This window comes from Paraburkholderia sp. JHI869, assembly GCF_038900775.1.
In the GTDB taxonomy this organism is placed as follows: Bacteria; Pseudomonadota; Gammaproteobacteria; order Burkholderiales; family Burkholderiaceae; genus Paraburkholderia.
On record NZ_JAYMSC010000006.1, the window covers coordinates 203,088 to 224,656 of the forward strand.

Below are 21,569 nucleotides of genomic sequence, written 5' to 3' on the forward strand. Positions count from 1 at the left end.
AGCGCGTTTGCGCGCGCTCCGGTATGATCGGCACGCTCGAAGCCTGCCTTTCGTATCGCCGGGCGCCGCCCGCATTTCGCACATGTCCACACCCGATTCCGCAACCGCTGGCAATGACCAGTCGCTGCGCGGCCTGCTGCTCCTGCTCGCGACCATCGCGGGCGTCACGGTCGCGAACATCTATTTCAACCAGCCGCTGCTCGACGACTTCCGCCAGAGCTTCCCGGCAGGCGCCGCGTGGATCGGCGCCGTGCCGGCCGGCACCCAGCTCGGCTACGCGGCCGGCATGCTCCTGCTCGCGCCGCTCGGCGACCGCTACGACCGCCGCCGCATCATCCTGCTGCAAACGGCCGGCCTGTGCGTCGCCCTGCTCGTCGCAGCCACGGCGCCATCGCTGTGGGTGCTGGTCGGCGCGAGCCTCGCGATCGGCATCCTCGCCACCATCGCGCAGCAGGCCGTGCCGTTTTCCGCCGAACTGGCGCCGCCCGAGGCGCGCGGCCACGCAGTGGGCACGGTCATGAGCGGCCTCTTGCTCGGCATCCTGCTCGCGCGTACGGCGGCCGGGTTTGTGGGCCAGTACTTCGGTTGGCGCGCGGTGTTCGGGGCGTCGATCGTCGCGCTGCTGGTGCTCGCGGTCGTGATCGTGAAGAAGCTGCCGAAGAGCCAGCCGACCTCGTCGCTCGGCTACGGCAAGCTGCTCGGCTCCATGTGGCATCTCGTGCTGGAGCTGCCCGGGTTGCGCGAAGCTTCAGCGACGGGCGCTTGCCTCTTCGCCGCGTTCAGCCTCTTCTGGCCCGTGCTCACGCTGCTGCTCGCGGGCGAGCCCTTCCATCTCGGGCCGCAGGCGGCAGGGCTTTTCGGCATCGTTGGCGCAGCGGGTGCACTGGCCGCGCCGATGGCGGGCCGATCCGCCGACAAGCGCGGGCCGCGCGCGGTCATCACGATGTCGATCGTGCTGATGGCGCTCGCGTTCGTCATCTTCGCGTTCTCGGGCAAGAGTCTGATCGGCCTCGTGATCGGCGTGATCGTGCTCGACGTGGGCGTGCAGGCCGCGCAGATCTCGAATCAGTCGCGCATCTACGCGCTGCGCCCCGAGGCGCGCAGCCGCGTGAATACGGTGTTCATGGTGTGCTACTTCATTGGCGGCGCAACCGGTTCTGCCGTGGGCGTGACCGCCTGGCATGCATTCGGCTGGATCGGCGTGTGCGTGGCCGGCATCGCGTTCACGGCCCTCGCGGGCTGGATTCACCATGCAACGCGCCCGCGCGTGGGCACGGGCGCACAAGCGTCTTCCTGAGGGCGCTAACGGTTAGCGATTAGCGGGAAGCGCTATTTACGCGCATAGAGCAAGTCCGTCATATCGTCGGCATGCTCTTCCTCCGTCGCGAGGATTTGCTCGAAGATGCGCCGCGTGGTGGTGTCGTCGTGGCCGAGATAATTGATGATCGCGCGATAGCTCTCGATTGCGATGCGCTCCGCGATCAGATTCTCGCGGATCATGTCCTTCAGGTCGGCCCCTTCCTTGTACTCCGAGTGCGAGCGCTCGACGAGCGTGGCCGGCGAGAAGTCGGGCTCGCCGCCTAGCTGCACGATGCGCGCCGCGAGCATGTCGGCGTGCTGCTGTTCCTCGTTCGCGTGCTGAAGGAACTCGGCCGCCACCGACTCGGACTCGATGCCCTTCGCCATGAAATGGTGCCGCTTGTAGCGCAACACGCATACGAGTTCCGTGGCGAGCGAATCGTTGAGCAACTTGAGCACCGTGTGGCGATTCGCGGGGTAGTCCGGCGTGACCGACCCCTGGTCGAGATTGTGGCGCGCTTCATCGCGCACGCGCTTGAGGTCGAACTCAAACGAAGCGTGTGTCTTCGACATCTGACTTCTCCTTCGAACATGGCATGGGTCTGGTTTGGCATTGCGTGCGTCATCCACGCATCACGCCTAGCAGCAGCGTGACCACGAAGACCACGAGGAAGATGTAGAACAGGATTTTGGCGATTTCGGCCGCGCCCGCGGCGATGCCCGTAAAGCCGAACACGGCGGCGATGATCGCGATGATGAAAAACACGATGGCGTAGTGAAGCATGGCGTAATCCTCCTTTTGGGCGGATGTGCTGCGCTATGTCGCGCCTGCATCGGCGCTAGCGCAAGCAGCGGACCCGCCGCGTGCGCACACGGCATGGACATGGCGGCACATATGACCGGGCACGCGACATGCTGGAGAGTCGTCTCCTTTGACACCGTGGAGGACTTCCTCATGAAACGCCTGATTGCCCTCTTTCTCGTTACTGCATCGCTGGCAGGACTCTCCGCCTGCAACACGATGGCGGGTGCCGGCGAGGACGTTTCCGCAGGCGGCCACGCCCTCACGAACTCCGCGGAAAAAGCGAAGTAGTGTCTGGCAGACGGTAAAGGCGCCGGGCTGAATGACCGGTGAACGATGAAGCCGCGGCCGCCTCGCACGTCAAATGCGGGGCGGCCGCGCGCGCAGCGAGGCGCGTCGCGAAGTCAGGAAGATTTCAGGAAGTGCGACGGCGGTCGTCGAAGATGAACGACAGCCCCACGCTGCCGAGAATCAGCACGGTCGCGACGACAGTGCTGCTCGTGACCGGCTCGCCGAGCAGCAGCGCGCCGAGCGCGACGGCGACAACGGGATTGACGTACATGCAACTGCTCGCGACGAGCGGGCTGGTATGGCGGATCAGATAGCCATACGCGACATAGGCCGCCATCGTGCCGATGAAAAGCAGGTAGAGGAACGCTACGAGCGGCAGGAAATGCAGCTCGCCCATGCGTTCGCCGCTGATCCACGCGACCGTCGTCGAAATCGCGCCGCCGAGGCCGATCTGCAGCGACGTCGCGATGAAGAGATCGGCAGGTAGCGAGAGCTTGCCCGCCAGATGCGCGCCGATCGCCCAGAAGAGCGCGCCGCACAGAATGGCCAGGCTGCCGCCCGCCGAACCCGAAGCGCCGCCGCCATGACTCAGGATCGCAATCCCGACGAGGCCGAGCGCGACCGCGGCCCATTCGGCCCTGGCGACGCGACGCCCGGTCACCGACGAGATCACGGTGGCGAAGAGCGGCACCGTGGCGACCATCACAGCCGCCGTGCCGGTGCCCACGGTACGCATGCCGTAGGCGAGCATGCCGCTCGATAGGCCCACGAGCAGCGTGCCCACCACGCCTGCGTTGCGCACTTCGAGGAGCGTTGGCATGACAGGCCGCCGGCGCAGCGCGAACACGAAGAGGCCAATCCCGGCGAGCAGATTACGCAAGCCGGAAAGCAGGAGCGGCGGGAACGAATCGAGCGCGATCTTCACGCCGAGATACGTCGAGCCCCAGACGAAGTAGACGACGCCGAGCGAGAGCGCGACGCGCCCGGCGCGCGACTGCGGCAGCCGCACGGCGCGCACGAAACGCCAAAGCGCGGCTGCGGCCTGCTGGGCGCCTGCGATAAAAGATTGAGTGCTCACGCGGGAAGGCAAACGGGGAGGCATCGTCATTTCGCCGCGGTGCGCGAGGTGCTTGAGGAGCGTGACGGGCAGGACCGCGGGCGCCCCGGCGGCAAGACGGCGGGACGGGTGAAGCTCGACGGCATGGTGCAGGTGCGCAAGAACGCGAAAAGGACGGAGTACGAAGGACACCCGGGACGGGCGAACCGCATTATGCAACAACGCCGGACGTTGCGGATGCTTTCAGGATGCTTTATGCGCGGTGCTTCGTTGCGTGCGCGTCACAGTGCGAGGAGCAAGCCAGGATGGGCGATCGCGCACCATATAAACGCGCGTCACGCCCAGTTTGTGAGATCGTGCTAGCATGGTCGAATCTTTCGATTAACTTTCATTTACTTGATTTCAGGCACGCCGTTCACCATGCATTCACTCGTTTCGCGTCTCGTCCTCGCCTCGCCGCCGCGCAGTTTGCGCAGCGCGCGGGTGCGTGCACGCGCGGGCCGCGAGCGAACGGCGGCGTGGCCTCTCGACAACCGGGCGCGCGCCCTGCCCTCATTGTCCACCCCGCTGTCCGCCCCGCTCTGCGCCGCCCGGCGCCCGCACTGAACCCGCCTCCCCAAGCCATCGGAGCCGTTCAGTCGGGCTCCGGGCTGATCCGTTGCGCCCTGCTGCGGCCCGCGCGCTTTTGCGTCCTTGTTGCGTAATTTCGCCCGCCAGCCCTCGCCCTCATCTCGACTTTTCTGGATCGCAAGGAGAACTGCCATGTCGAAGAAAATCCGCTATCTCACCGAACTCGATGTCGCCCGCCTCGAGAAATGCGCCGCTGAACCGGGCGCCGCGCCCGCTCGCCAGGCCATGCTCGACGACCTGCTCGAACACGCGGTGATCGTGGAGCCGCGCGACGTGGCCGCCAATGTCGTGACGATGAATTCGCAGGTAACGCTCATGGACGAGCGCAACGGCGAAGCCCTCACCTACACCGTCGTCTATCCGCACGAGGCGAACGTCGACGCGGGGCGCCTGAACGTGTTCTCCCCCGCGGGTCTCGCGCTCCTCGGAGCAAAGCGCGGCAACGCCGTGCGCTTCACGACGCCGGGCGGCGCGGTCGAAACACTGAAGATCGAACGCATCCTGTTTCAGCCCGAGGCCTCGAAGCATTTCACGCTGTAAGTTCCGCGCGCCGCTATACGTCGTACTACACCGCACGCGCGAAGGCACTTGCCAGATCGTCGCAGCGCGGTGTATCGTTTGGCCTTGCTTACGCGGGGGTCCTGCGTCATGCGCCGCATCGAACGAAAGTCGTGCAGCGTATTTCGCGGGTGAGAAATACCCTTTGAACCTGATCTGGATAATGCCAGCGCAGGGAAGCGTCCGGACTTCGCAACATCGCTCAAGCCTCACCCCATCACAGCGAAGTCCGTCCACGTTCCGTCTCGTCTCCTGCTAAGCCGCTGTTCCCACTTTGCTTTGCATGGAGAGAGAGACGCATGAACGCGAATCCGAAGTTCATTTCCGCCAACGCGCACGTCGACGAAGCCGCGATCGCGCCGCTGCCCAATTCCCGCAAGATCTACGTGACCGGATCGCAGCCCGATATCCGCGTGCCGATGCGCGAAATCACGCAGGCGGATACGCCCACGGGCTTCGGCGGCGAGAAGAATCCGCCGATCTACGTCTACGACACGTCGGGTCCGTACACCGACCCTGATGCGAAGATCGACATTCGCGCTGGCCTGCCCGCGCTGCGCCAGAGCTGGATCGAAAAGCGCGGCGACACCGAAGCGCTGCCGGGCCTCTCGTCCGAATACGGCCGCGAACGCGCCGCCGACGCCGCGACGGCCGAACTGCGCTTCCCCGGCCTGCACCGCACGCCGCGCCGCGCGAAGGCCGGCAAGAACGTCACGCAGATGCACTACGCGCGTCAAGGCATCATCACGCCAGAGATGGAATACATCGCGATTCGCGAGAACCAGCGCCGCGCCGAGTATCTGGAAAGCCTCAAGGCGAGCGGCCCGAACGGCGCGAAGCTCGCCGCGATGATGGGCCGCCAGCATCCGGGCCAGGCGTTCGGCGCAGCCGCCTTCGGCGAGAACGCGCTCAAGGAGATCACGCCCGAGTTCGTGCGCGAGGAAATTGCGCGCGGCCGCGCGATCATCCCCGCGAACATCAACCACCCGGAAAGCGAGCCGATGATCATCGGCCGCAACTTCCTCGTGAAGATCAACGCGAACATCGGCAACTCGGCGGTCACCTCGTCGATCGGCGAGGAAGTCGACAAGATGACGTGGGCGATTCGCTGGGGCGGCGACACGGTCATGGACCTCTCGACCGGCAAGCACATTCACGAAACGCGCGAGTGGATCATCCGCAACTCGCCGGTGCCGATCGGCACGGTGCCGATTTACCAGGCGCTCGAAAAGGTCAACGGCAAGGCCGAAGACCTCACGTGGGAAATGTTCCGCGACACGCTCATCGAGCAAGCTGAGCAAGGCGTGGACTACTTCACGATCCACGCGGGCGTGCGTCTCCAGTACGTGCCGCTCACCGCTAACCGCATGACGGGCATCGTCTCGCGCGGCGGGTCGATCATGGCCAAGTGGTGTCTCGCGCATCACAAGGAGTCCTTCATTTATGAGCATTTCGAAGAGATCTGCGAAATCATGAAGGAATACGACGTGAGCTTCTCGCTCGGCGACGGCCTGCGCCCTGGCTCGATCTACGACGCCAACGACGAAGCGCAGCTCGGCGAACTGAAGACGCTCGGCGAACTCACGCAGATCGCGTGGAAGCACGACGTGCAGGTGATGATCGAAGGCCCGGGCCACGTTCCGATGCAGCTCATCAAGGAGAACATGGACTTGCAGCTCGACTGGTGCGACGAAGCGCCGTTCTACACGCTCGGGCCGCTCACCACCGACATCGCGCCGGGCTACGACCACATCACCTCGGGCATTGGCGCCGCGATGATCGGCTGGTTCGGCACGGCCATGCTCTGCTACGTCACGCCGAAGGAACACTTGGGCCTGCCGAACAAGGACGACGTGAAGGAAGGCATCATCACGTACAAGCTCGCGGCGCACGCGGCCGACCTCGCGAAGGGCCATCCGGGCGCTCAGGTACGCGACAACGCTTTGTCGAAGGCGCGCTTCGAGTTCCGCTGGGAAGACCAGTTCAACATCGGCCTCGATCCGGACAAGGCGCGCGAGTTCCACGACGAGACGCTGCCGAAGGACTCGGCCAAGGTCGCGCACTTCTGTTCGATGTGCGGCCCGCACTTCTGCTCGATGAAGATCACCCAGGACGTGCGCGACTTCGCCGCGAAACAAGGCGTGAGCGACGACGAAGCCCTCAAGAAAGGCATGGAAGTGAAGGCGGTCGAGTTCATCAAGCAGGGCGCAGAGATTTATCAGCGTCAGTAAGCACTCACCCTGGTTCTGGCGGGCCCTTGCGGCCCGCCGAAACATTTTCTAACGACTCCCACAACTCTCTGACAAGCGCATACACCCGGATACGGGTCGCCTGGCTAGGATGAGGGCATTGGAGGTGCGGTGTGCGCGCCAGCGCATGTCGCACCGCACACTCGAACGCACTTTGCGTGGGGGAGTCGAAAAAATGAAAACGCTCAAACGTGCACGCACTCTAGTCACGGTGACGACACTCGTCGCCGTGCTGGGCAGTCTTTCCGCTTGTGACAACATGTCGAGACGCGACCGCGATACGGTCATTGGCGCGGGCGTAGGCGGCGTGGCCGGCGCGGCAATTGGCGGCAATGCGCTCTCCACGGTGGGCGGCGCGGCAGTGGGCGGCATCATCGGCAATCAGGTTGGCAAGTAAGTTGGCAAGTAAGCATTAAGGCCGGACGCGTCGACGATGCGGCTGCACGAATAGCGGCACGATCGATGCGACGGCACAGAACAGAAACGACACGACAGGCAACACGCCATTCAAGGCGTGCATCAGGGAAGGATGCGCGGCGCAGACCCTCACGGGCTGCGCCGCGTTTGCTTTGGGCGTTAGCCATCGCAGCCGTGGTACCAGGCGAAATATTCCGTTAACGAGGCACAACGCAAAACGCACGCGTCCGGCGTAAGCTCAAAAGATCAAACGGCCCGAGCCTTAAGGCGATAACCCCGCGCGGCCGTTCGCCACTCGCGGAGCCCGCCATGAAACGACCGTCTGTGTTTGTGATCGCTACCGCGAGCACGGTCTTCAGCCTTTCCGGCTGCTACTACTATTCCCCCTACGGCTACGGCCCTTACTACTACGGCACCGTGCCCGTTGCGGCCACACAGCAGGAGGCCGCGGTCATGCAAACGGCGCCGAACCCCGCGCCAGCGGCCGTGCCCGACGCCCAGTATCCGGGGCCGCTCTATCCCTCGCCGCCGGTTGCGATCGCCGTGCCTGCGTGGCCAGCTTATCCGGCCTACCCCGCGGCCTACCCCGCGTACTACCCTTACCCCGCGTACGGCTGGGGCTGGGGCGCGCCCGCTGTCTCGTTTGGCTTCGGCTACTGGAGCGGCGGCGGCGGACACTGGCATCGCTAACGCTCGCGCGCCCCACCACGCCGCAAAATGCACCGCAAAACGGTGCCGGACCGTACTTTCCCTCCTTGACGCTCCCGTTTCGTTCTCTATCCTCCAAGTGGGCTAGCGGGGATTGAAGCACCGCCTTAACTCGGCCGCCTGGCCGGGCACAGAACTCCACAGCCAACGACGCGCCCCGGCGCACGCTGCCGCACTGCTGCGCCGATAACGAACCAGCATAAAGGAGACGTGATGTTCCACCAGCTGTTGACCCCTATCGGCAATTCGCTGCTGTTCTCGTTTCTCATTGCCGTGCTGCCCATCATCACTGTGCTCGCCCTGCTCGGCTGGGCGCGGCGGCCCGCCTGGCAGGCCTCGCTCGCGGGGCTCGTGGTCGGTCTGATCGTCGCCATCGCCGGCTGGCAGTTTCCGGTCAATCTCGCGATTAGCTCGGTGCTCGCGGGCGTGGTGTTCGCACTCTGGCCGGTGATGTGGATCGTCGTCACGGCGATCCTGCTCTACAACATCGCACTGCGCTCGGGGCGCTTCGCGGCGTTTCGCATGTGGCTGCTCGATAATCTGCCCAACGACCGGCGCATCATCCTCGTCGTGGTCGGCTTTTCGTTCGGCGCGCTGTTCGAAGGGATTTCCGGCTTCGGCACGCCTATCGCCATCACGAGTTCGCTGCTCATCATGCTCGGCTTCCCGACGCTCGAAGCCCTGACCTTCACGCTCATCTTCAACACAGCGCCCGTCGCCTTCGGCGCGCTCGGCGTGCCGATCACCGTGCTCGGCGCGGTCACGCACCTGCCCTCGGATCTGCTGGGACAGATGGTCGGCCGCCAGTTGCCGTTCTTCGCACTGCTGCTGCCGTTCTATGTGATCGCAATCTACGCGGGCGTGGGCGGCATGCTGCGCATCTGGCCGGTGCTGCTCGTCTCCGGCGGCAGCTTCGCCATCACGCAGTTCGTCACCGCCAACTTCATCAACTACAGCCTCACCGACGTGCTCTCTTCGCTCGTCTCGCTGATCCTCACGATCCTGTTCCTGCGCGTATGGAAGCCCGAGGCGGATCCGCGCTTCACGATCAAGGTCGATCGCGCCAAGGAAACGCGCGGCGCCGTGACGGGCACGCAGGGCTGGTATCCGTGGATCATCGTCGCGGCCGTCGTGATCATCTGGACCATCGCGAAGGTCTTCACGATCGGCGAGGTCAAAGTGCCGTGGCCGGGCCTCGACAAGGCCGTCTACATCACGCTGTACAACTCGCCCTATGGCGCGATCTGGGACTTCCAGCCGCTCGCCACCGGAACGGCGATTCTCGTCGCAGCGATCATCACCGCGTTCGTCGTGCGCCTGAAGCCCGCCGATTTCGGCACCGCGATCGTCGATACCTGGGTGCAGACGCGCATCGCCATCCTCACGGTCGCAACCATCGTCGGCCTTGCGTTCCTCATGAACTACTCGGGGCTCACCTATACCCTGGGTCTTGCCGTGGCATCGGTTGGCGCGTTCTTCCCGCTCGTTTCGGCGTTCCTCGGCTGGGTCGCGGTGTTCCTCTCGGGCAGCGACACCTCGGGCAATGCGCTGTTCGGCAACCTGCAGGTGGTGGCCGCGAAACAGCTCAACCTCAACCCCATCCTGATGGCGGCGACCAACTCGTCGGGCGGTGTGATGGGCAAGATGATCTCGCCGCAAAACATCGCGACGGGTGTCGCCACCACGGACCTCAAGGGCCAGGAAGGCATTGTGTTCGCGAAGACGTTCAAGCACTCGATCCTGCTGACGGTGCTGCTCGGCATTCTCGTGTGGCTGCAGCAGAACGTGCTCACGTGGATGATTCCGCACTGAGTACGGACTGCTGAGTGCACATGCATGAAAAAACCCGCCTGCGCGGCGAAGCGCAGGCGGGTTTTTCTTTTGCGGCATTCAGTGAGCCAGCGGGTGCTGGCTCGAGCGCAAGGCTTAGTGCAGTTCGCCGACCACGAGGCCCATGATCTCCTGCGCCGGGCGCGACGCGTCGATCTGGCCGTTGTCGTCCACGATCGCGATGCGCGTCTGGTTGTCGGTCACGGCGCGCACATTGAGCTTGTACTGCTTCGCGACCTTTTCCTTGCGGCCGTGGAAGATCTGGTTCCAGAAGCCCTGCTCGTCCGAGCTCAGATCCTTCGGATCGACGTAGCGTACGTAGTAGATGCCCTTCGTGCGGTCGCGGTCGTCCACCGTGAAGTTGGCGCGATCGAGCGCGATGCCCACGCGCACCCAGGCGCGGTCGTACGGCTCGCCGAGCGTGAGCTCCGTTGAGCTGTACTGGCCCGAGGTGCCTGCATTCGACGAACCGCTGCCCGATTGCTGGCCGACGGCCGCGACGTTCTGCGCGGCCATGGCGGCCGCTGCGGCGTCCGGAGCCTTCGACTTCGCGTCGGTACCCTTGCTGTTGGCCTTGGCGTCGGCATCGGCCGCGACCTGCGCGTCGGGCACGCCCGGCTTCGCGTTCGCGAGCGTCATCATGAGGCGCTTGAGGTACTCGGCTTCGAGCGCGGGATCGTTGGGCTTCGGCACCCACTTGGTGTTGTCGTTATTGGTGCCCGAGAGCTGTTCGCTCAGGCCCTTCTGGCTGATGAACACATAAGTGCCGCCGGTGGGCGACGTTTCGAGGCGCGTGCGGTACTTGTTGCGCTCGGCGGTCACGTACGAGTTGCCCGTGGCCCACGAGAGCGTGTTGCGGATGAGGCCGTCGCTGATCTTCGGATGGGTTTCGTTCCAGTCCGTTTCCATCACACCCTTGTCGCGCTGGTCGACCACGAGCAGGAAGCCTTGCTCCTGCCAGAAGCGGCGCACCTGCGCCCACACCTGGTCGGGCGTGCGGCTGTCGATGACGAGCCAGCTTTCCGTGCCGTCACGCTGGATATGCATGCCCGGCACCTGCGGCACCACCTGGCTCTCGTCGGACTGCGGCGCGGCAGCCTGGGTCTGCTTGAGCGAGGACAGCGAGGTTTCGCCGCCCTGCGGCGCGAGCGAGCGCTGGTCGGACGCTTCGTCGAGCATGTTCGGCGGCACAGCGAGCGAGGACTGCTTCGCCTTGGCGTCACTGCGGTAATCGATCTTGCCTGGCGTCGGCGAGCTGCAGCCGGCGACCAGCCCGCCCGCCATCAGAAGCGCGAGCGCGCGTGCGGCAAGACGTTGATGAAAATCACTCATGTTCGGGTAATCCCTTCGGCTACGCCACGGCCAGTTTCCGTGGATCAACCAAACATTTTACCGGTCCAGCGGCCCGCTGTGCAAAAACCACGAGGTGGCACTCAACCCAGGCCCCGTATCCGCCGTAGCGACGCGCGCTGGACTGTGCCTGCGCCTCCCTAACCTGCCCCGCCCGTAACATTCATCTACATTCGATTCGACGCGGCAGCCCTGCCGAATCTTTATCAATTCCCTTTTGGATCAATGCACTAGATCCGGCCTGCGCCAAAACACCGCTTTGCGCTTCGCCGCCCTGCCTGCCTGGCGCGCTTGCGAGAACGACCCCGGTGCTAATTTCACTCGAAATCTCAAAAAAAGAGATTCGTGAAAAGCAGGACCGGAGAGCGTCATGAAAACTTGCAGCCTCACCCAGGCGGGCCGCGCCGCGGCCCTCGCCTGCGCGCTCAGTTGCCTGGGCTTCGCCGCCGTGCCGGCTCGCGCCGCGCTCGGCGACAACGCAGCGCCGCCTGCGGACGCCGCCCCGCGAGCCGTCGGCGGCGGCGCGGGCCGCGTCGTCAGCTACGTCGACGATGGCGGCACGACCATCAACGAATATGTGGGCAGCGCGACCGGCACGGTCTTCGCGTACACGTGGCAGGGGCCTGCTCAGCCCAACGTGGAAACGCTGCTGGGACGCTACGCAGCCGACTGGCGCAATGCAGCCGCGGCGCTTCACGCCGCAGGCGGCGACGGCCTGCACGCTGCGCGCGTAGACGGCGCTCAGGTCGTCGTCGAGACGGCCGGCCACATGCGTGCCTACGCGGGACGCGTATGGCTGCCCGCCGCGCTGCCCGCGGGCGTGAGGGTTGGAGACCTGCAATGAAGCGCCGCGCACGCGCGCCCGGCATCGCGCAGCGCGTCACCCTCTTCGTGCTTTGCGCCTCGCTGACTGCTTGTGGCGGCGGCGGTGGAAGCCCCCCCGCGAGCACAGGCGCCACGGCGCCCGCGAGCGCCCCAGCCACCGCAAGCGCACCAAGCCCCGTGAGCGCGCCGTCGACCACCAGCACCAGCGGCACAGTGCCGCAATCGACCACACCCAACGTCGTAGCCGTCACGGTCGGCCCAACGCCCACCTCGACGCGCAACATGCTGATGACGAGCGTCACGGTCTGCGTGCCGGGCACCGCGAACTGCGCGAGCGTCGACAACGTTCAGGTCGATACCGGCTCGCAGGGTCTGCGCCTGCTGGCTTCCGCGCTGCCGGCGGGCTTCGCGCTGCCCGCCGTGCCAGCCGGCGCGGGAGCCAGTATCGCGGGGGAATGCGCCGTGTTCGGCACGGGCTATACGTGGGGCGCGGTGCGCAGCGCCGACGTGAAACTCGCGGGCGAAGTGGCCGCAGCGCTGCCGATCCAGCTGATCGCCGACCCGGCGGTGCCCGCCTCCGCGCCGACCGGCTGCGCCGGCAGCGGTCTCGCAATGAACAGCGCCGCCACGCTGCGTTCGAACGGCATCCTCGGCGTGGGGCCGTTCAGCGCCGATTGCGGCGTGTCCTGCGTCAGGGCGGCCGTCACGCCGTGGTATTACGCGTGTCCGCCAAGCGGCTGCACCGCGAGCGCGCAACCGCTTGCGCAGCAGGTCAGCAACCCGGTGGCGGCCTTTGCCACCGACAACAACGGCGTCGTCATCGACCTGCCAGCCGTAGCAGACAGCGGCGCGTCCGAGGTGAGCGGGTCGTTGATCTTCGGCATCGGCTCGCAGGCGAACAACGCGCTCGGCAGCGCGACCGTGCTGCGCGCGAACTCGGGCACCGGCTATGTGAAGACGACGACATCGGACGGCACCGTCTACTCGCTGAGCTACCTCGACACCGGCTCAAACGCGCTCTACTTCAACAGCTCGACGATGACGCGCTGCGGATTCTGGTATTGCCCGGGTTCGCCCGTCAGCCTCGGCGCGACGATAGCGGGCATCGACGGCGTGGGCGCGTCCGTCACTTTCGCGATCGCGAGTTCAACGACGCTCCTCGCCAGCGGCAACTGGGCCTTCAGCAATCTGGCTGGCTACAACGCCAACGCGTTCGGCTGGGGGCTGCCATTCTTCTTCGGGCGGCGCGTATTCACCGCGATCGCCTCGCAGGTCACGCCTGCCGGCAGCGGGCCGTTCTTTGCGTTCTAAGCGCGCCAGCCGCCGCCAGAAACGATAAAGGCCTCTTGCGAGGCCTTGATGAGTGGCGATTGCGCACGACGGAACGCAACGGCGAACCGCTCGAGTCCTCCTTAGTCGTTCGCGGCGTTCGGGTCGGGCGTGGTCTTCGCGAGCGGCGCCGGCGCGAGCCAGCGGAACGTTGCGAGGCCAGACTCGTTAAAGGTGCACTCCGCGGCCGCGGGCGTCACGACGGCCTTCTTGATGCCGAGCTTCGCAGCCAGCACCGCGGCCGGCGTGGTCGGCTTGCCTTCTGGGGCACCGCTCTGGGCGACGGGAGCGACAGGAACCGAAATCGTGCCGGGCAGCACGCCCGCCTGCACCGTGGGCGCCATGACGTTCGGCGCCGCCTGGGCGCTCTGCGCCGTGGCGGCCGACGCTGCAGACGCAGACGCCGCAGACGGCGCCGACGCAGCTGCGGCGGCCGACGCCGGGGCGTTTTCGAGTTGACCTTCGATCACCACGCGCGCGCCACGATACGTCGTCGCGCTATGCGTGACTTTCAGGTCGCCGAGTCTCGTCTCGGCCAGGCGGTTACGCATCTCCTCTTCGCAGGTGCTGGTGTTGCGGTACTGCGCCGCGCATCCCGCGAGCAGGGTGACGGCGGCCGCGAGGCCGGCGAAGCAGGCGTTACGTTTGTTCATCGCTCATCCGTTTTTCAGGCTGCGGCAATTGTAGCGTACGGGGCGGGCATTCCCTTACGGCGCTCGCGCCCCTGCGCGACCCTGCTATCATCGCTGCTGTATATCCATACAGTGCCGCGCGTGCTTCCCGATTCTCCCGATCCGTTCTATTACCTCGCGAACTTCGAGCGTGCGCTAGCGTGGCTCGACGCGCGCTGCGCCGACCTCTTCGACGACGTCGAGCGCCGCTTCGCGGTCGATTTCGCGGGCATGCCGCAAGCCTCGCGCGCGCTCTTCGTGCGCATGCTGATGCGCAAGGGGCCCCATTTCCGCGCGAGCCGTCTGACATACGACGAGATCGGCTGCCCGCGTGCGGCGGCGGCTCCGCTCGTCGCAGCGGGATGGCTCGACGGCGCGCCAGCGCTCGACTTCGACGCGCTCGCCGCGCTCGTGACGAAGGCCGAGCTGCAGGCGCTCGCCGCGCGTCTTGGCGTCGCGCTGGAACCGCGCGCCACGCGCGCGGCAACGCTCGAAGCACTCGGGGCGCACTACGATCCACGCTGCGACGCCCACTACGCCGCCGCGCCCGAGCCGCGCGACTGGCATGCGTGGTTCCCGGCCTCGCCCGACACCGTGCTGCTGTTCGCCGCCGCCCCGCTCTGCGAGCGCCTGCGGCTCATGTTCTTCGGCAACCTGCATCAGGACTGGTCGGAGTTCGTGCTCGCCGACCTCGGCGTCTATCGCTACGAGAGCGTGGCCTTCGATCGCGCGTCGCGCGCGTTCCAGCGGCGCGAGGACATCGACGCGTATCTGGCGCTGCGCGATTGCCGCGACGGTCTCGACAGCGCCGCGCAGTCCACGGACTTCGACGCGGCCACCGCCATCGCCACGACCCTCGAAACGCTCGACGCGCTGGCCCCGCACACGCAAGCTAACGCGTGGCTGCGCGCCAGGCACGACAAACTGCGTCACGCAACAGGGCTCGCCGCCGAGCGCGCGGGCGAACCCGAACTCGCTTGGCGAGCCTATCTCGACTGCGGTCATCCCGAATCGCGCTATCGCCGCGTGCGCGTGCTCGAACAATTGAGCCGCCACGAGGAAGCGCTGGCGCTCGCGCAAACCATTGCCGACGCGCCTCAAAACGAAGAGGAAGCGCAGCGCGCGGCGCGCACGCTCGGGCGTCTCGCACGCACGCGCGCGAAAGCGAAGACGAACGCCGAGCGGGGCTTCGCGCAGCTCGAACTCACGCTGCCCGCCGCACCGGGGGCACTACGCGTCGAGGAAGCCGCTCGCCTCGCACTCGCCACGGCGCAGGCGCCGGTGTTTTATGTCGAGAACACGCTGATCAACGCACTCTTCGGCCTGCTCTGCTGGCCCGCGCTGTTCGCGCCGCTGCCCGGCGCATTCTTCCACCCGTTCCAGCGCGGCCCCGCCGACCTGCACGCCGCCGACTTCGTCGCGCGCCGTACCTCGCAGTTCGAAGCATGCCTCGCGGAACTCGAAACGCACGCGTACCGCGACTCGATCCTGCGGCGCTACGCAGATAAAGCCGGCACCCAGTCGCCTTTCGTCGCATGGCCCGCACTGAGCGACGAACTGCTCGCGCTGGCCCTCGACTGCTTCCCCGCCGCGCATCTGCGCCTGTGGTTCGAGCGGCTGCTGCGCGAGCCCGTCGCCAACCGTTCGGGCCTGCCCGATCTCGTGCGCTTCTGGCCGCACGAGCGGCGCTACGAACTGATCGAGGTAAAAGGCCCCGGCGACCGCCTGCAGGACAACCAGCGCCGCTGGCTCGCCTACTGCGTGCAGCACGGCATGCCGGTTTCCGTGTTGCAGGTGCGCTGGCCGGACCTCGCCGACGAAACCACCGCACAGCCGTTGCGCGCGCCATGAGTTACACCGTCGCCGTACGCACGCTGTGCGAGTTCACCGCGAAACGCGGCGACCTCGACTTGCGCTTCACGCCCTCGCCAGACGCAAGCGATGGCCGCGCCGGCCATGCAGCCATCGCCGCGCGGCGCCCACCTGGTTACGAAACCGAAATCGCGCTTTCCGGCACGTTCGAATCGCTGACGGTGCGCGGCCGCGCCGACGGCTACGATCCCGCTCGCCGCAGGCTCGAAGAGTTCAAGACCTATCGCGGCGACCTCGAAGCGATGCGCGAGAATCAGCGCGCACTGCACTGGGCGCAGTTGCGCGTCTACGGCGCGCTCCTGTGCGACAAGCTTGGCCTCGATGCGCTCGAACTCGCTTTGGTGTACTACGAGATCGGTTCGGGCAGCGAAACGGCGCTCGTCGAGCATGCAAGCGCTGCGCAACTGCGCGCCGAGTTCGAAACGCAATGCCGCCGCTTCGTTGCATGGGCCGAGCAGGAAAGCGCACACCGCGCCGCGCGCGACGCCGCGCTCGCCGCACTGTGCCTGCCGCATCCACAGTTTCGACACGGCCAGCGCGATCTCGCCGAAGCTGTCTGGCGCACGGCCACGCAAGGGCGCTGTCTGCTGGCGCAGGCGCCTACCGGCATCGGCAAGACGATCGGCACGCTCTTTCCGCAATTGAAGGCTTGCCCGCGCGCCGCAATCGACAAGGTCGTGTTTCTGAGCGCGAAAAGCTCCGGGCGCCAGTTGGCGCTCGACGCGCTCGCCACGCTGACAAACGCGCAAGACGCAGCAACCGCCGGTGCGCAACGAACGAACATTCCCTTGCGCGTGCTCGAACTCGTTGCGCGCGAGAAGGCTTGCGAGCATCCCGAAGCGGCGTGTCATGGCGAATCGTGCCCGCTCGCGCGCGGCTTTTACGACCGTCTGCCGGCCGCACGCGCGGCGGCGCTCGAACGCGCGCGGCTCGATCGCGCGGCACTGCGCGAAGTGGCGAGCGAGCATGCCGTCTGCCCTTACTACCTGGGCCAGGAGCTGGCGCGCTGGAGCGACGTGATCGTCGGCGACTACAACTACTGGTTCGACGTGAGCGCCATGCTGTTCATGCTCGCCGCGCACAACCAGTGGCGCGCGAGCGTGCTCGTGGACGAAGCGCACAACCTCCCCGAGCGCGCCCGCGCGATGTACTCGGCGGAACTCGTGCAAACGCGTATCGACACCGTGCGCCGTGCCGCGAACGCACCGCTCAAGCGCGCGCTCGCGCGTCTGCAGAAGCACTGGAACGCGCAAAACGCGGTTCAGCCCGGCGCCTGGCGTGCGAGTGACACCTTGCCCGAAGGCCTCGTCGCGGCGCTTGGCGACGTGATCGGTGCGATCGGCGACCAGCTCGCCGAACCGTCACTTATGCGAGACCCCGAACTCGAACGCTTCTATTTCGACGCCCTGCACTTCACCCGCATTGCCGAGCGCTTCGATACGCATTCGCTCTTCGACGTCACGCCATTGGCTCATCAAAACGCGCGCCCGCGTTCGACGATCGCGATCCGCAACATCGTGCCGGCGGATGCCCTGCGCCCGCGCATCGCCATGGCGCACAGCATCACGCTCTTTTCGGCAACGCTCTCGCCCACGCATTACTACAGCGACATGCTCGGCCTGCCCGCCAACACGGTGAGCATCGACATCGACACGCCGTTTCGCGCCGAGCAGCTCGACGTGCACATCGCCCGCCATATCTCGACGCGCTATAAGGACCGCGAGCGTTCGCTCGAGGCGCTGGTCGAGCGCGTGGCCGCGCAATACGCCGAGCGCCCCGGCAACTATCTGTGTTTTTTCAGCAGCTACGACTATCTGCAGCAAGCCGCCGATGCTTTCATGGCTCGCCATCCACAGGTGGATGTGTGGCTTCAGTCGCGCACCATGGACGAAGCGGGCCAGCAGGCCTTTGTCGCGCGCTTCGTGGAAGGCGGCTGCGGCATTGGTTTCGCCGTGCTGGGCGGCGCGTTCGGCGAAGGCATCGATCTGCCGGGCACGCGCCTGATCGGCACCTTCATCGCCACACTCGGCATGCCGCAGGTGAACGCCGTGAACGAGGCGATGCGCGCGCGCATGGACACGCTCTACGGCGAGGGCTTCGACTACACGTACCTGATACCGGGCTTGCGCAAGGTGGTGCAGGCAGCGGGCCGCGTGATCCGCACCGAGCACGATCGCGGGGTCGTGCACCTGCTCGACGACCGCTTCGCGCAGCCCGGCGTACGCGCGCTGCTGCCCGCGTGGTGGCATATCGCCTCCCGTTGATCTGGATTCCGAAACATTGAACATCTGAAGCAGCCGGCGCACTTTTCGGTGCGCCGGCGCTTTTACGAATCGATCAAGCCGGCTTCGCCTTGCCCCCGCCCTTGCCGCTCTTCTTCGGAGGCGGAGGCGGTGGATCGCCTTCCATGTCGTCGGCGGCAATCTCGTACGCAACTTCATCGACGGGCGCAGATGCGGCTTGCTTCGCCTTCTTCGCCGGCTTTTTCTCCTTCACGTCGGGCGGCACGGCGACCTTGCTGATCGTGACTTCGTCGTTCGTCTTGTCGTAGCCGATCTCGACGGTATCGCCCGACTGCAGCGCGTCGCCAAGTATCTCCTTGGCGAGGCGCGTTTCCACTTCCTGACGAATCTGCCGCTTGAGTTCGCGCGCGCCGAACTCCGGCTGATACCCGGCCTCCACGAGATGATCGACGAGCGTCTGGCCCATGATGAGGGTGATGTCCTGCGCAGCGGCCGTGCGCGTGACGCGTTCGAGCTGGATCTGCACGATCGCGCGAATGTTGTCGCGCGAGAGCGCATGAAACACGATGATCTCGTCGATGCGATTGAGGAACTCGGGCCGGAAATGGCCCTTGAGCACCTTCATGAGTTCAGCACGGACCGTCTTCTCGTCGAGGCGCGACTTCTCGGGGCGCTCGAGGTTGTCCATGATGATCGACGCGCCCAGGTTGCTCGTGGCGATCAGAATAGTGTTGCTGAAGTCGACCACGCGGCCTTTGCCATCGGTTAAGCGCCCGTCGTCGAACACTTGCAGCAGCACGTTGTAGACGTCGGGGTGCGCCTTCTCGATTTCATCGAGCAGAATCACGCTGTACGGGCGGCGCCGCACGCGCTCGGTGAGTTGGCCGCCCTCGTCGTAGCCCACGTAGCCCGGCGGCGCGCCAATGAGCCGCGCCACCGCATGACGCTCCATATACTCGCTCATGTCGATGCGGATGATGGCCTGCTCGTCGCCGAACACGGTTTCCGCCAGCGCCTTCGCAAGCTCGGTCTTTCCCACGCCGGTCGGCCCGAGGAAGAGGAAGGTGGCGATCGGCCGGTTCGACTGACCGAGGCCCGCGCGCGAGAGACGCACGGCGTCGCTCACGGCGACCACGGCATCTTCCTGGCCCACCACGCGCTCGCGCAGCGTTTCTTCCATCTTGAGCAGCTTCTGGCGCTCTTCCTGCGTGAGGTCGGCAACCGGAATGCCCGTGAGCCGCGACACGACTTCGGCAATCGACGCCACCGTGACTTCAAGCGTTTCCGAGCCCGTTTTGCGCTGCCACGCTTCAGTCAGTTCGTCGAGCTTCTCCTGCTTCTCGTTGATGCGCTCCTCGAAACCCTTGGCCTCGTCGAAGCGCTTGCGCGAAGCCGCGTAATCCTGCTCGCGCTTGAGCTGCGCGATCTCCGCTTCGAGCTCCTGCATGTCGGCGGGCCGCGAGGTCGAGCCGATGCGCACGCGCGCCGCTGCCTGGTCGATGAGGTCGATCGCCTTGTCCGGCAAGAAGCGTGACGTGATATAGCGGTCCGACAACTCGGCCGCGGCCACGAAGGCGTCGTCGGCGAAGGTCACCTGGTGGTGCGCTTCGAGCTTGTCGCGCAGGCCGCGCAGGATCACGATGGTTTGCTCGACAGTGGGCTCCGGCACGAGCACGGGCTGAAAGCGCCGTTCGAGCGCCGCGTCCTTCTCGATGTACTTCTGGTACTCGTTGAGCGTCGTAGCACCAATGAGACTCAACTCGCCGCGCGCCAAAGCGGGCTTCAGCACGTTGGCAATGTCGAGCCCGCCCTCGCCGCCGCCCTGCCCCGCGCCGACGATCGTGTGCAATTCGTCGATGAAGAGAATCAGTTCGTCATGCTTATCGGTCACTTCGTCGATCAGTTGCTTGGCGCGCTCCTCGAATTCGCCGCGGTACTTCGCACCCGCGACCATCGAATTGATGTTGACCTCCACGAGCCGCTTACCGCGCAGCACCTCCGGCACGTCGCCGTTGACGATGCGCTGCGCGAGCCCTTCCACGATGGCGGTCTTGCCCACGCCCGGCTCGCCGATCAGAACAGGGTTGTTTTTCTTGCGCCGCGCGAGCACCTCGATCGTGTTCTCGATTTCCTGCGCGCGGCCCAGCACCGGATCGAGCTTGCCTTGCCGCGCCATGGCGGTAAGGTCGCGGCCGAACTTGTCGAGCGTGGGCGTGCCCGTTGGTGCATCCACACGGCCGTCTTCCGCGCCCTTGCCCACCACCTTCACGACCTTCTGGCGCAGCGCCTCGGGCGTGACGCCGTATTTCTTGAGCAACGTGCCCGCAATGCTGTCCGGCACCGCAGCGAGACCGATCAGCAGATGCTCGGGGCCGACGTACGAATGGCCGAGATCGCGCGAAGCCTGAAACGCGAACTGAAACGCTTTCTTCAGGCGCGGCGAAATCGTCATCTTGTCGATGGCCGCGTCGGGAGAAGCCGTGCCCTTTTGTGCGTGCTGATCGATATAGCCTTTGATGTCTTGCGGCGAGAGTTTCAACTCCTTCAGGAGTGCTGCGCAAACATCGGTGTCCGCTAGCACGTACAGCAGATGTTCCGTGTCGAGTTCGGTGCGCTGCAATTCGTGGGCTTTTTCCGCGGCGCGCTGCAGGATTTCGAGCGTCTGCTCGCTGAACGCATCGGTCGCGTCGACGGATTCGCGCGGCACCTCGGCGGCGAGATCGTGCCCGTCGTCGTCATGCTCTTCCTCGCCGCCCTGTCCGCCGAAAAAGCGCGACAGGCCGCTGCCGCCCAGCAGCGAATCGAACGGATTGAGCATGCTTTGGTGACGCATCAGTTGGCGGTAGTCGTAGTCGCAGATCGACATGGACTTGCGCTGCCCGTTTTGCACGACAGTCACGCGCGCGACGGCGGGCCGGGTATTGCAGATTTCGCAAAGTGTGGGCATGGTCGGCTTGTCTCCGGAAGATCGGAATCGCACCGCCAAGGTTGGCAAACCCCTGGCACAACCTCGCAGCGTGATTCGGTGCAACGCGACAGCGCATGCAGCGGTTGCACCAGCAAAGCGACAAATCGGCGAGCACGCGCCTGAACACCATTGCGGCGCAGTGCTGTGGCTGACGATGACCTTGCGGACGGAATGAAGCGCGCGCAGCGCGTTCGCGTGGTGTGCAAACACCGCCCGACACAGGTGCGAACGATTGTGGCAGGAAACGATTGCCAACGCGTCGAACATGCGCCGCTCAGTACGTCGTTTATCGCGCGCGTCTTGATCCAGCACGGCAAAGAAAAAGGGCGGGACATTCGTCCCGCCCTGAGAGCGCGCTCGGGGCGCGCGAGGAGAGCAACTGCACGTGACAGTCATCCGCGACGAATGCGTTGCGGTATCACGCGCGATGCAAGAACACGGTCATCCATTTCACTACGCCAGCAGGTTCG

Annotated in this window: 17 protein-coding genes and 1 riboswitch; of the genes, 11 read left to right on the forward strand and 6 right to left on the reverse strand. The window is 65.7% G+C overall.

The features are described from left to right. Window positions 1-82 precede the first annotated feature (82 nt). On the forward strand, window positions 83-1,297 hold the full coding sequence (locus VSR72_RS13730; protein ID WP_342952881.1) for an MFS transporter: 1,215 nt from the start codon (window positions 83-85) through the stop codon (window positions 1,295-1,297). A 32-nt stretch (window positions 1,298-1,329) separates the two neighbouring features. On the opposite strand, the gene VSR72_RS13735 is transcribed toward VSR72_RS13730, so the two are convergent. Together VSR72_RS13735 and VSR72_RS13740 are read right to left on the reverse strand one after the other, a co-directional pair. After that, window positions 1,330-1,872, reverse strand: coding sequence for a DUF892 family protein (locus VSR72_RS13735; protein ID WP_342952882.1), 543 nt, complete (start codon window positions 1,870-1,872; stop codon window positions 1,330-1,332). A 49-nt stretch (window positions 1,873-1,921) separates the two neighbouring features. After that, complete coding sequence (locus tag VSR72_RS13740) at window positions 1,922-2,083, reverse strand: DUF1328 family protein (RefSeq protein ID WP_322029689.1); 162 nt, start codon at window positions 2,081-2,083, stop codon at window positions 1,922-1,924. A gap of 171 nt (window positions 2,084-2,254) precedes the next feature. On the opposite strand from VSR72_RS13740, the gene VSR72_RS13745 reads away from it, so the two are divergent. After that, complete coding sequence (locus VSR72_RS13745; RefSeq protein ID WP_322029688.1) at window positions 2,255-2,392, forward strand: entericidin A/B family lipoprotein; 138 nt, start codon at window positions 2,255-2,257, stop codon at window positions 2,390-2,392. Between the two features lie 124 nt (window positions 2,393-2,516). On the opposite strand, the gene VSR72_RS13750 is transcribed toward VSR72_RS13745, so the two are convergent. Continuing rightward, window positions 2,517-3,470 carry an EamA family transporter gene (locus VSR72_RS13750; protein ID WP_342952883.1) on the reverse strand — a complete coding sequence of 318 codons (954 nt, stop codon included), beginning with the start codon at window positions 3,468-3,470 and terminating at the stop codon, window positions 2,517-2,519. Between the two features lie 741 nt (window positions 3,471-4,211). Here VSR72_RS13750 and VSR72_RS13755 point away from each other — a divergent pair. From VSR72_RS13755 to VSR72_RS13775, 5 genes are all read left to right on the forward strand, one after another. After that, a complete protein-coding gene (locus VSR72_RS13755; RefSeq protein WP_342952884.1) occupies window positions 4,212-4,619 on the forward strand; it encodes a GreA/GreB family elongation factor in 408 nt (135 codons plus the stop codon). 84 nt (window positions 4,620-4,703) lie between these two features. Next, window positions 4,704-4,833: riboswitch (TPP riboswitch) on the forward strand. Between the two features lie 103 nt (window positions 4,834-4,936). Beyond that, window positions 4,937-6,868 carry a phosphomethylpyrimidine synthase ThiC gene (gene thiC / locus VSR72_RS13760; protein WP_342952885.1) on the forward strand — a complete coding sequence of 644 codons (1,932 nt, stop codon included), beginning with the start codon at window positions 4,937-4,939 and terminating at the stop codon, window positions 6,866-6,868. A gap of 193 nt (window positions 6,869-7,061) precedes the next feature. Next, entirely contained in the window at window positions 7,062-7,283 is a 222-nt protein-coding gene (locus VSR72_RS13765) for a glycine zipper 2TM domain-containing protein (RefSeq protein WP_342952886.1), read from the forward strand. 329 nt (window positions 7,284-7,612) lie between these two features. Then, complete coding sequence (locus tag VSR72_RS13770; protein ID WP_342952887.1) at window positions 7,613-7,993, forward strand: hypothetical protein; 381 nt, start codon at window positions 7,613-7,615, stop codon at window positions 7,991-7,993. Between the two features lie 231 nt (window positions 7,994-8,224). Then, the gene (locus VSR72_RS13775) at window positions 8,225-9,823 is read left to right on the forward strand and encodes an L-lactate permease (RefSeq protein WP_342952888.1); all 1,599 of its coding nucleotides are present in this window, start codon (window positions 8,225-8,227) and stop codon (window positions 9,821-9,823) included. A 114-nt stretch (window positions 9,824-9,937) separates the two neighbouring features. Here the strand turns inward: VSR72_RS13775 and bamC are convergent, their stop codons facing one another. After that, entirely contained in the window at window positions 9,938-11,173 is a 1,236-nt protein-coding gene (gene bamC / locus VSR72_RS13780) for an outer membrane protein assembly factor BamC (RefSeq protein ID WP_342952889.1), read from the reverse strand. Window positions 11,174-11,561: 388 nt separating this feature from the next. Here bamC and VSR72_RS13785 point away from each other — a divergent pair, with 388 nt between their 5' ends. After that, complete coding sequence (locus VSR72_RS13785) at window positions 11,562-12,035, forward strand: DUF2844 domain-containing protein (RefSeq protein ID WP_342952890.1); 474 nt, start codon at window positions 11,562-11,564, stop codon at window positions 12,033-12,035. Continuing rightward, a complete protein-coding gene (locus VSR72_RS13790) occupies window positions 12,032-13,327 on the forward strand; it encodes a DUF3443 domain-containing protein (protein WP_342952891.1) in 1,296 nt (431 codons plus the stop codon). Before VSR72_RS13785 ends, VSR72_RS13790 begins: the two co-directional genes overlap by 4 nt. Window positions 13,328-13,428: 101 nt before the next feature. Here the strand turns inward: VSR72_RS13790 and VSR72_RS13795 are convergent, their stop codons facing one another. Beyond that, window positions 13,429-13,998, reverse strand: a complete 570-nt coding sequence (locus VSR72_RS13795) for a hypothetical protein (protein ID WP_342952892.1) — start codon at window positions 13,996-13,998, stop codon at window positions 13,429-13,431. A gap of 120 nt (window positions 13,999-14,118) precedes the next feature. Between VSR72_RS13795 and VSR72_RS13800 the strand changes: the two genes are divergently transcribed. Further along, the gene (locus tag VSR72_RS13800; RefSeq protein ID WP_342952893.1) at window positions 14,119-15,867 is read left to right on the forward strand and encodes a VRR-NUC domain-containing protein; all 1,749 of its coding nucleotides are present in this window, start codon (window positions 14,119-14,121) and stop codon (window positions 15,865-15,867) included. Next, window positions 15,864-18,152: an ATP-dependent DNA helicase gene (locus tag VSR72_RS13805; protein WP_342952894.1), complete on the forward strand. Its 2,289-nt coding sequence runs from the start codon at window positions 15,864-15,866 to the stop codon at window positions 18,150-18,152. Before VSR72_RS13800 ends, VSR72_RS13805 begins: the two co-directional genes overlap by 4 nt. Before the next feature lie 73 nt (window positions 18,153-18,225). On the opposite strand, the gene VSR72_RS13810 is transcribed toward VSR72_RS13805, so the two are convergent. Further along, entirely contained in the window at window positions 18,226-21,078 is a 2,853-nt protein-coding gene (locus VSR72_RS13810; protein WP_342952895.1) for an AAA family ATPase, read from the reverse strand. Window positions 21,079-21,569: the final 491 nt, after the last annotated feature.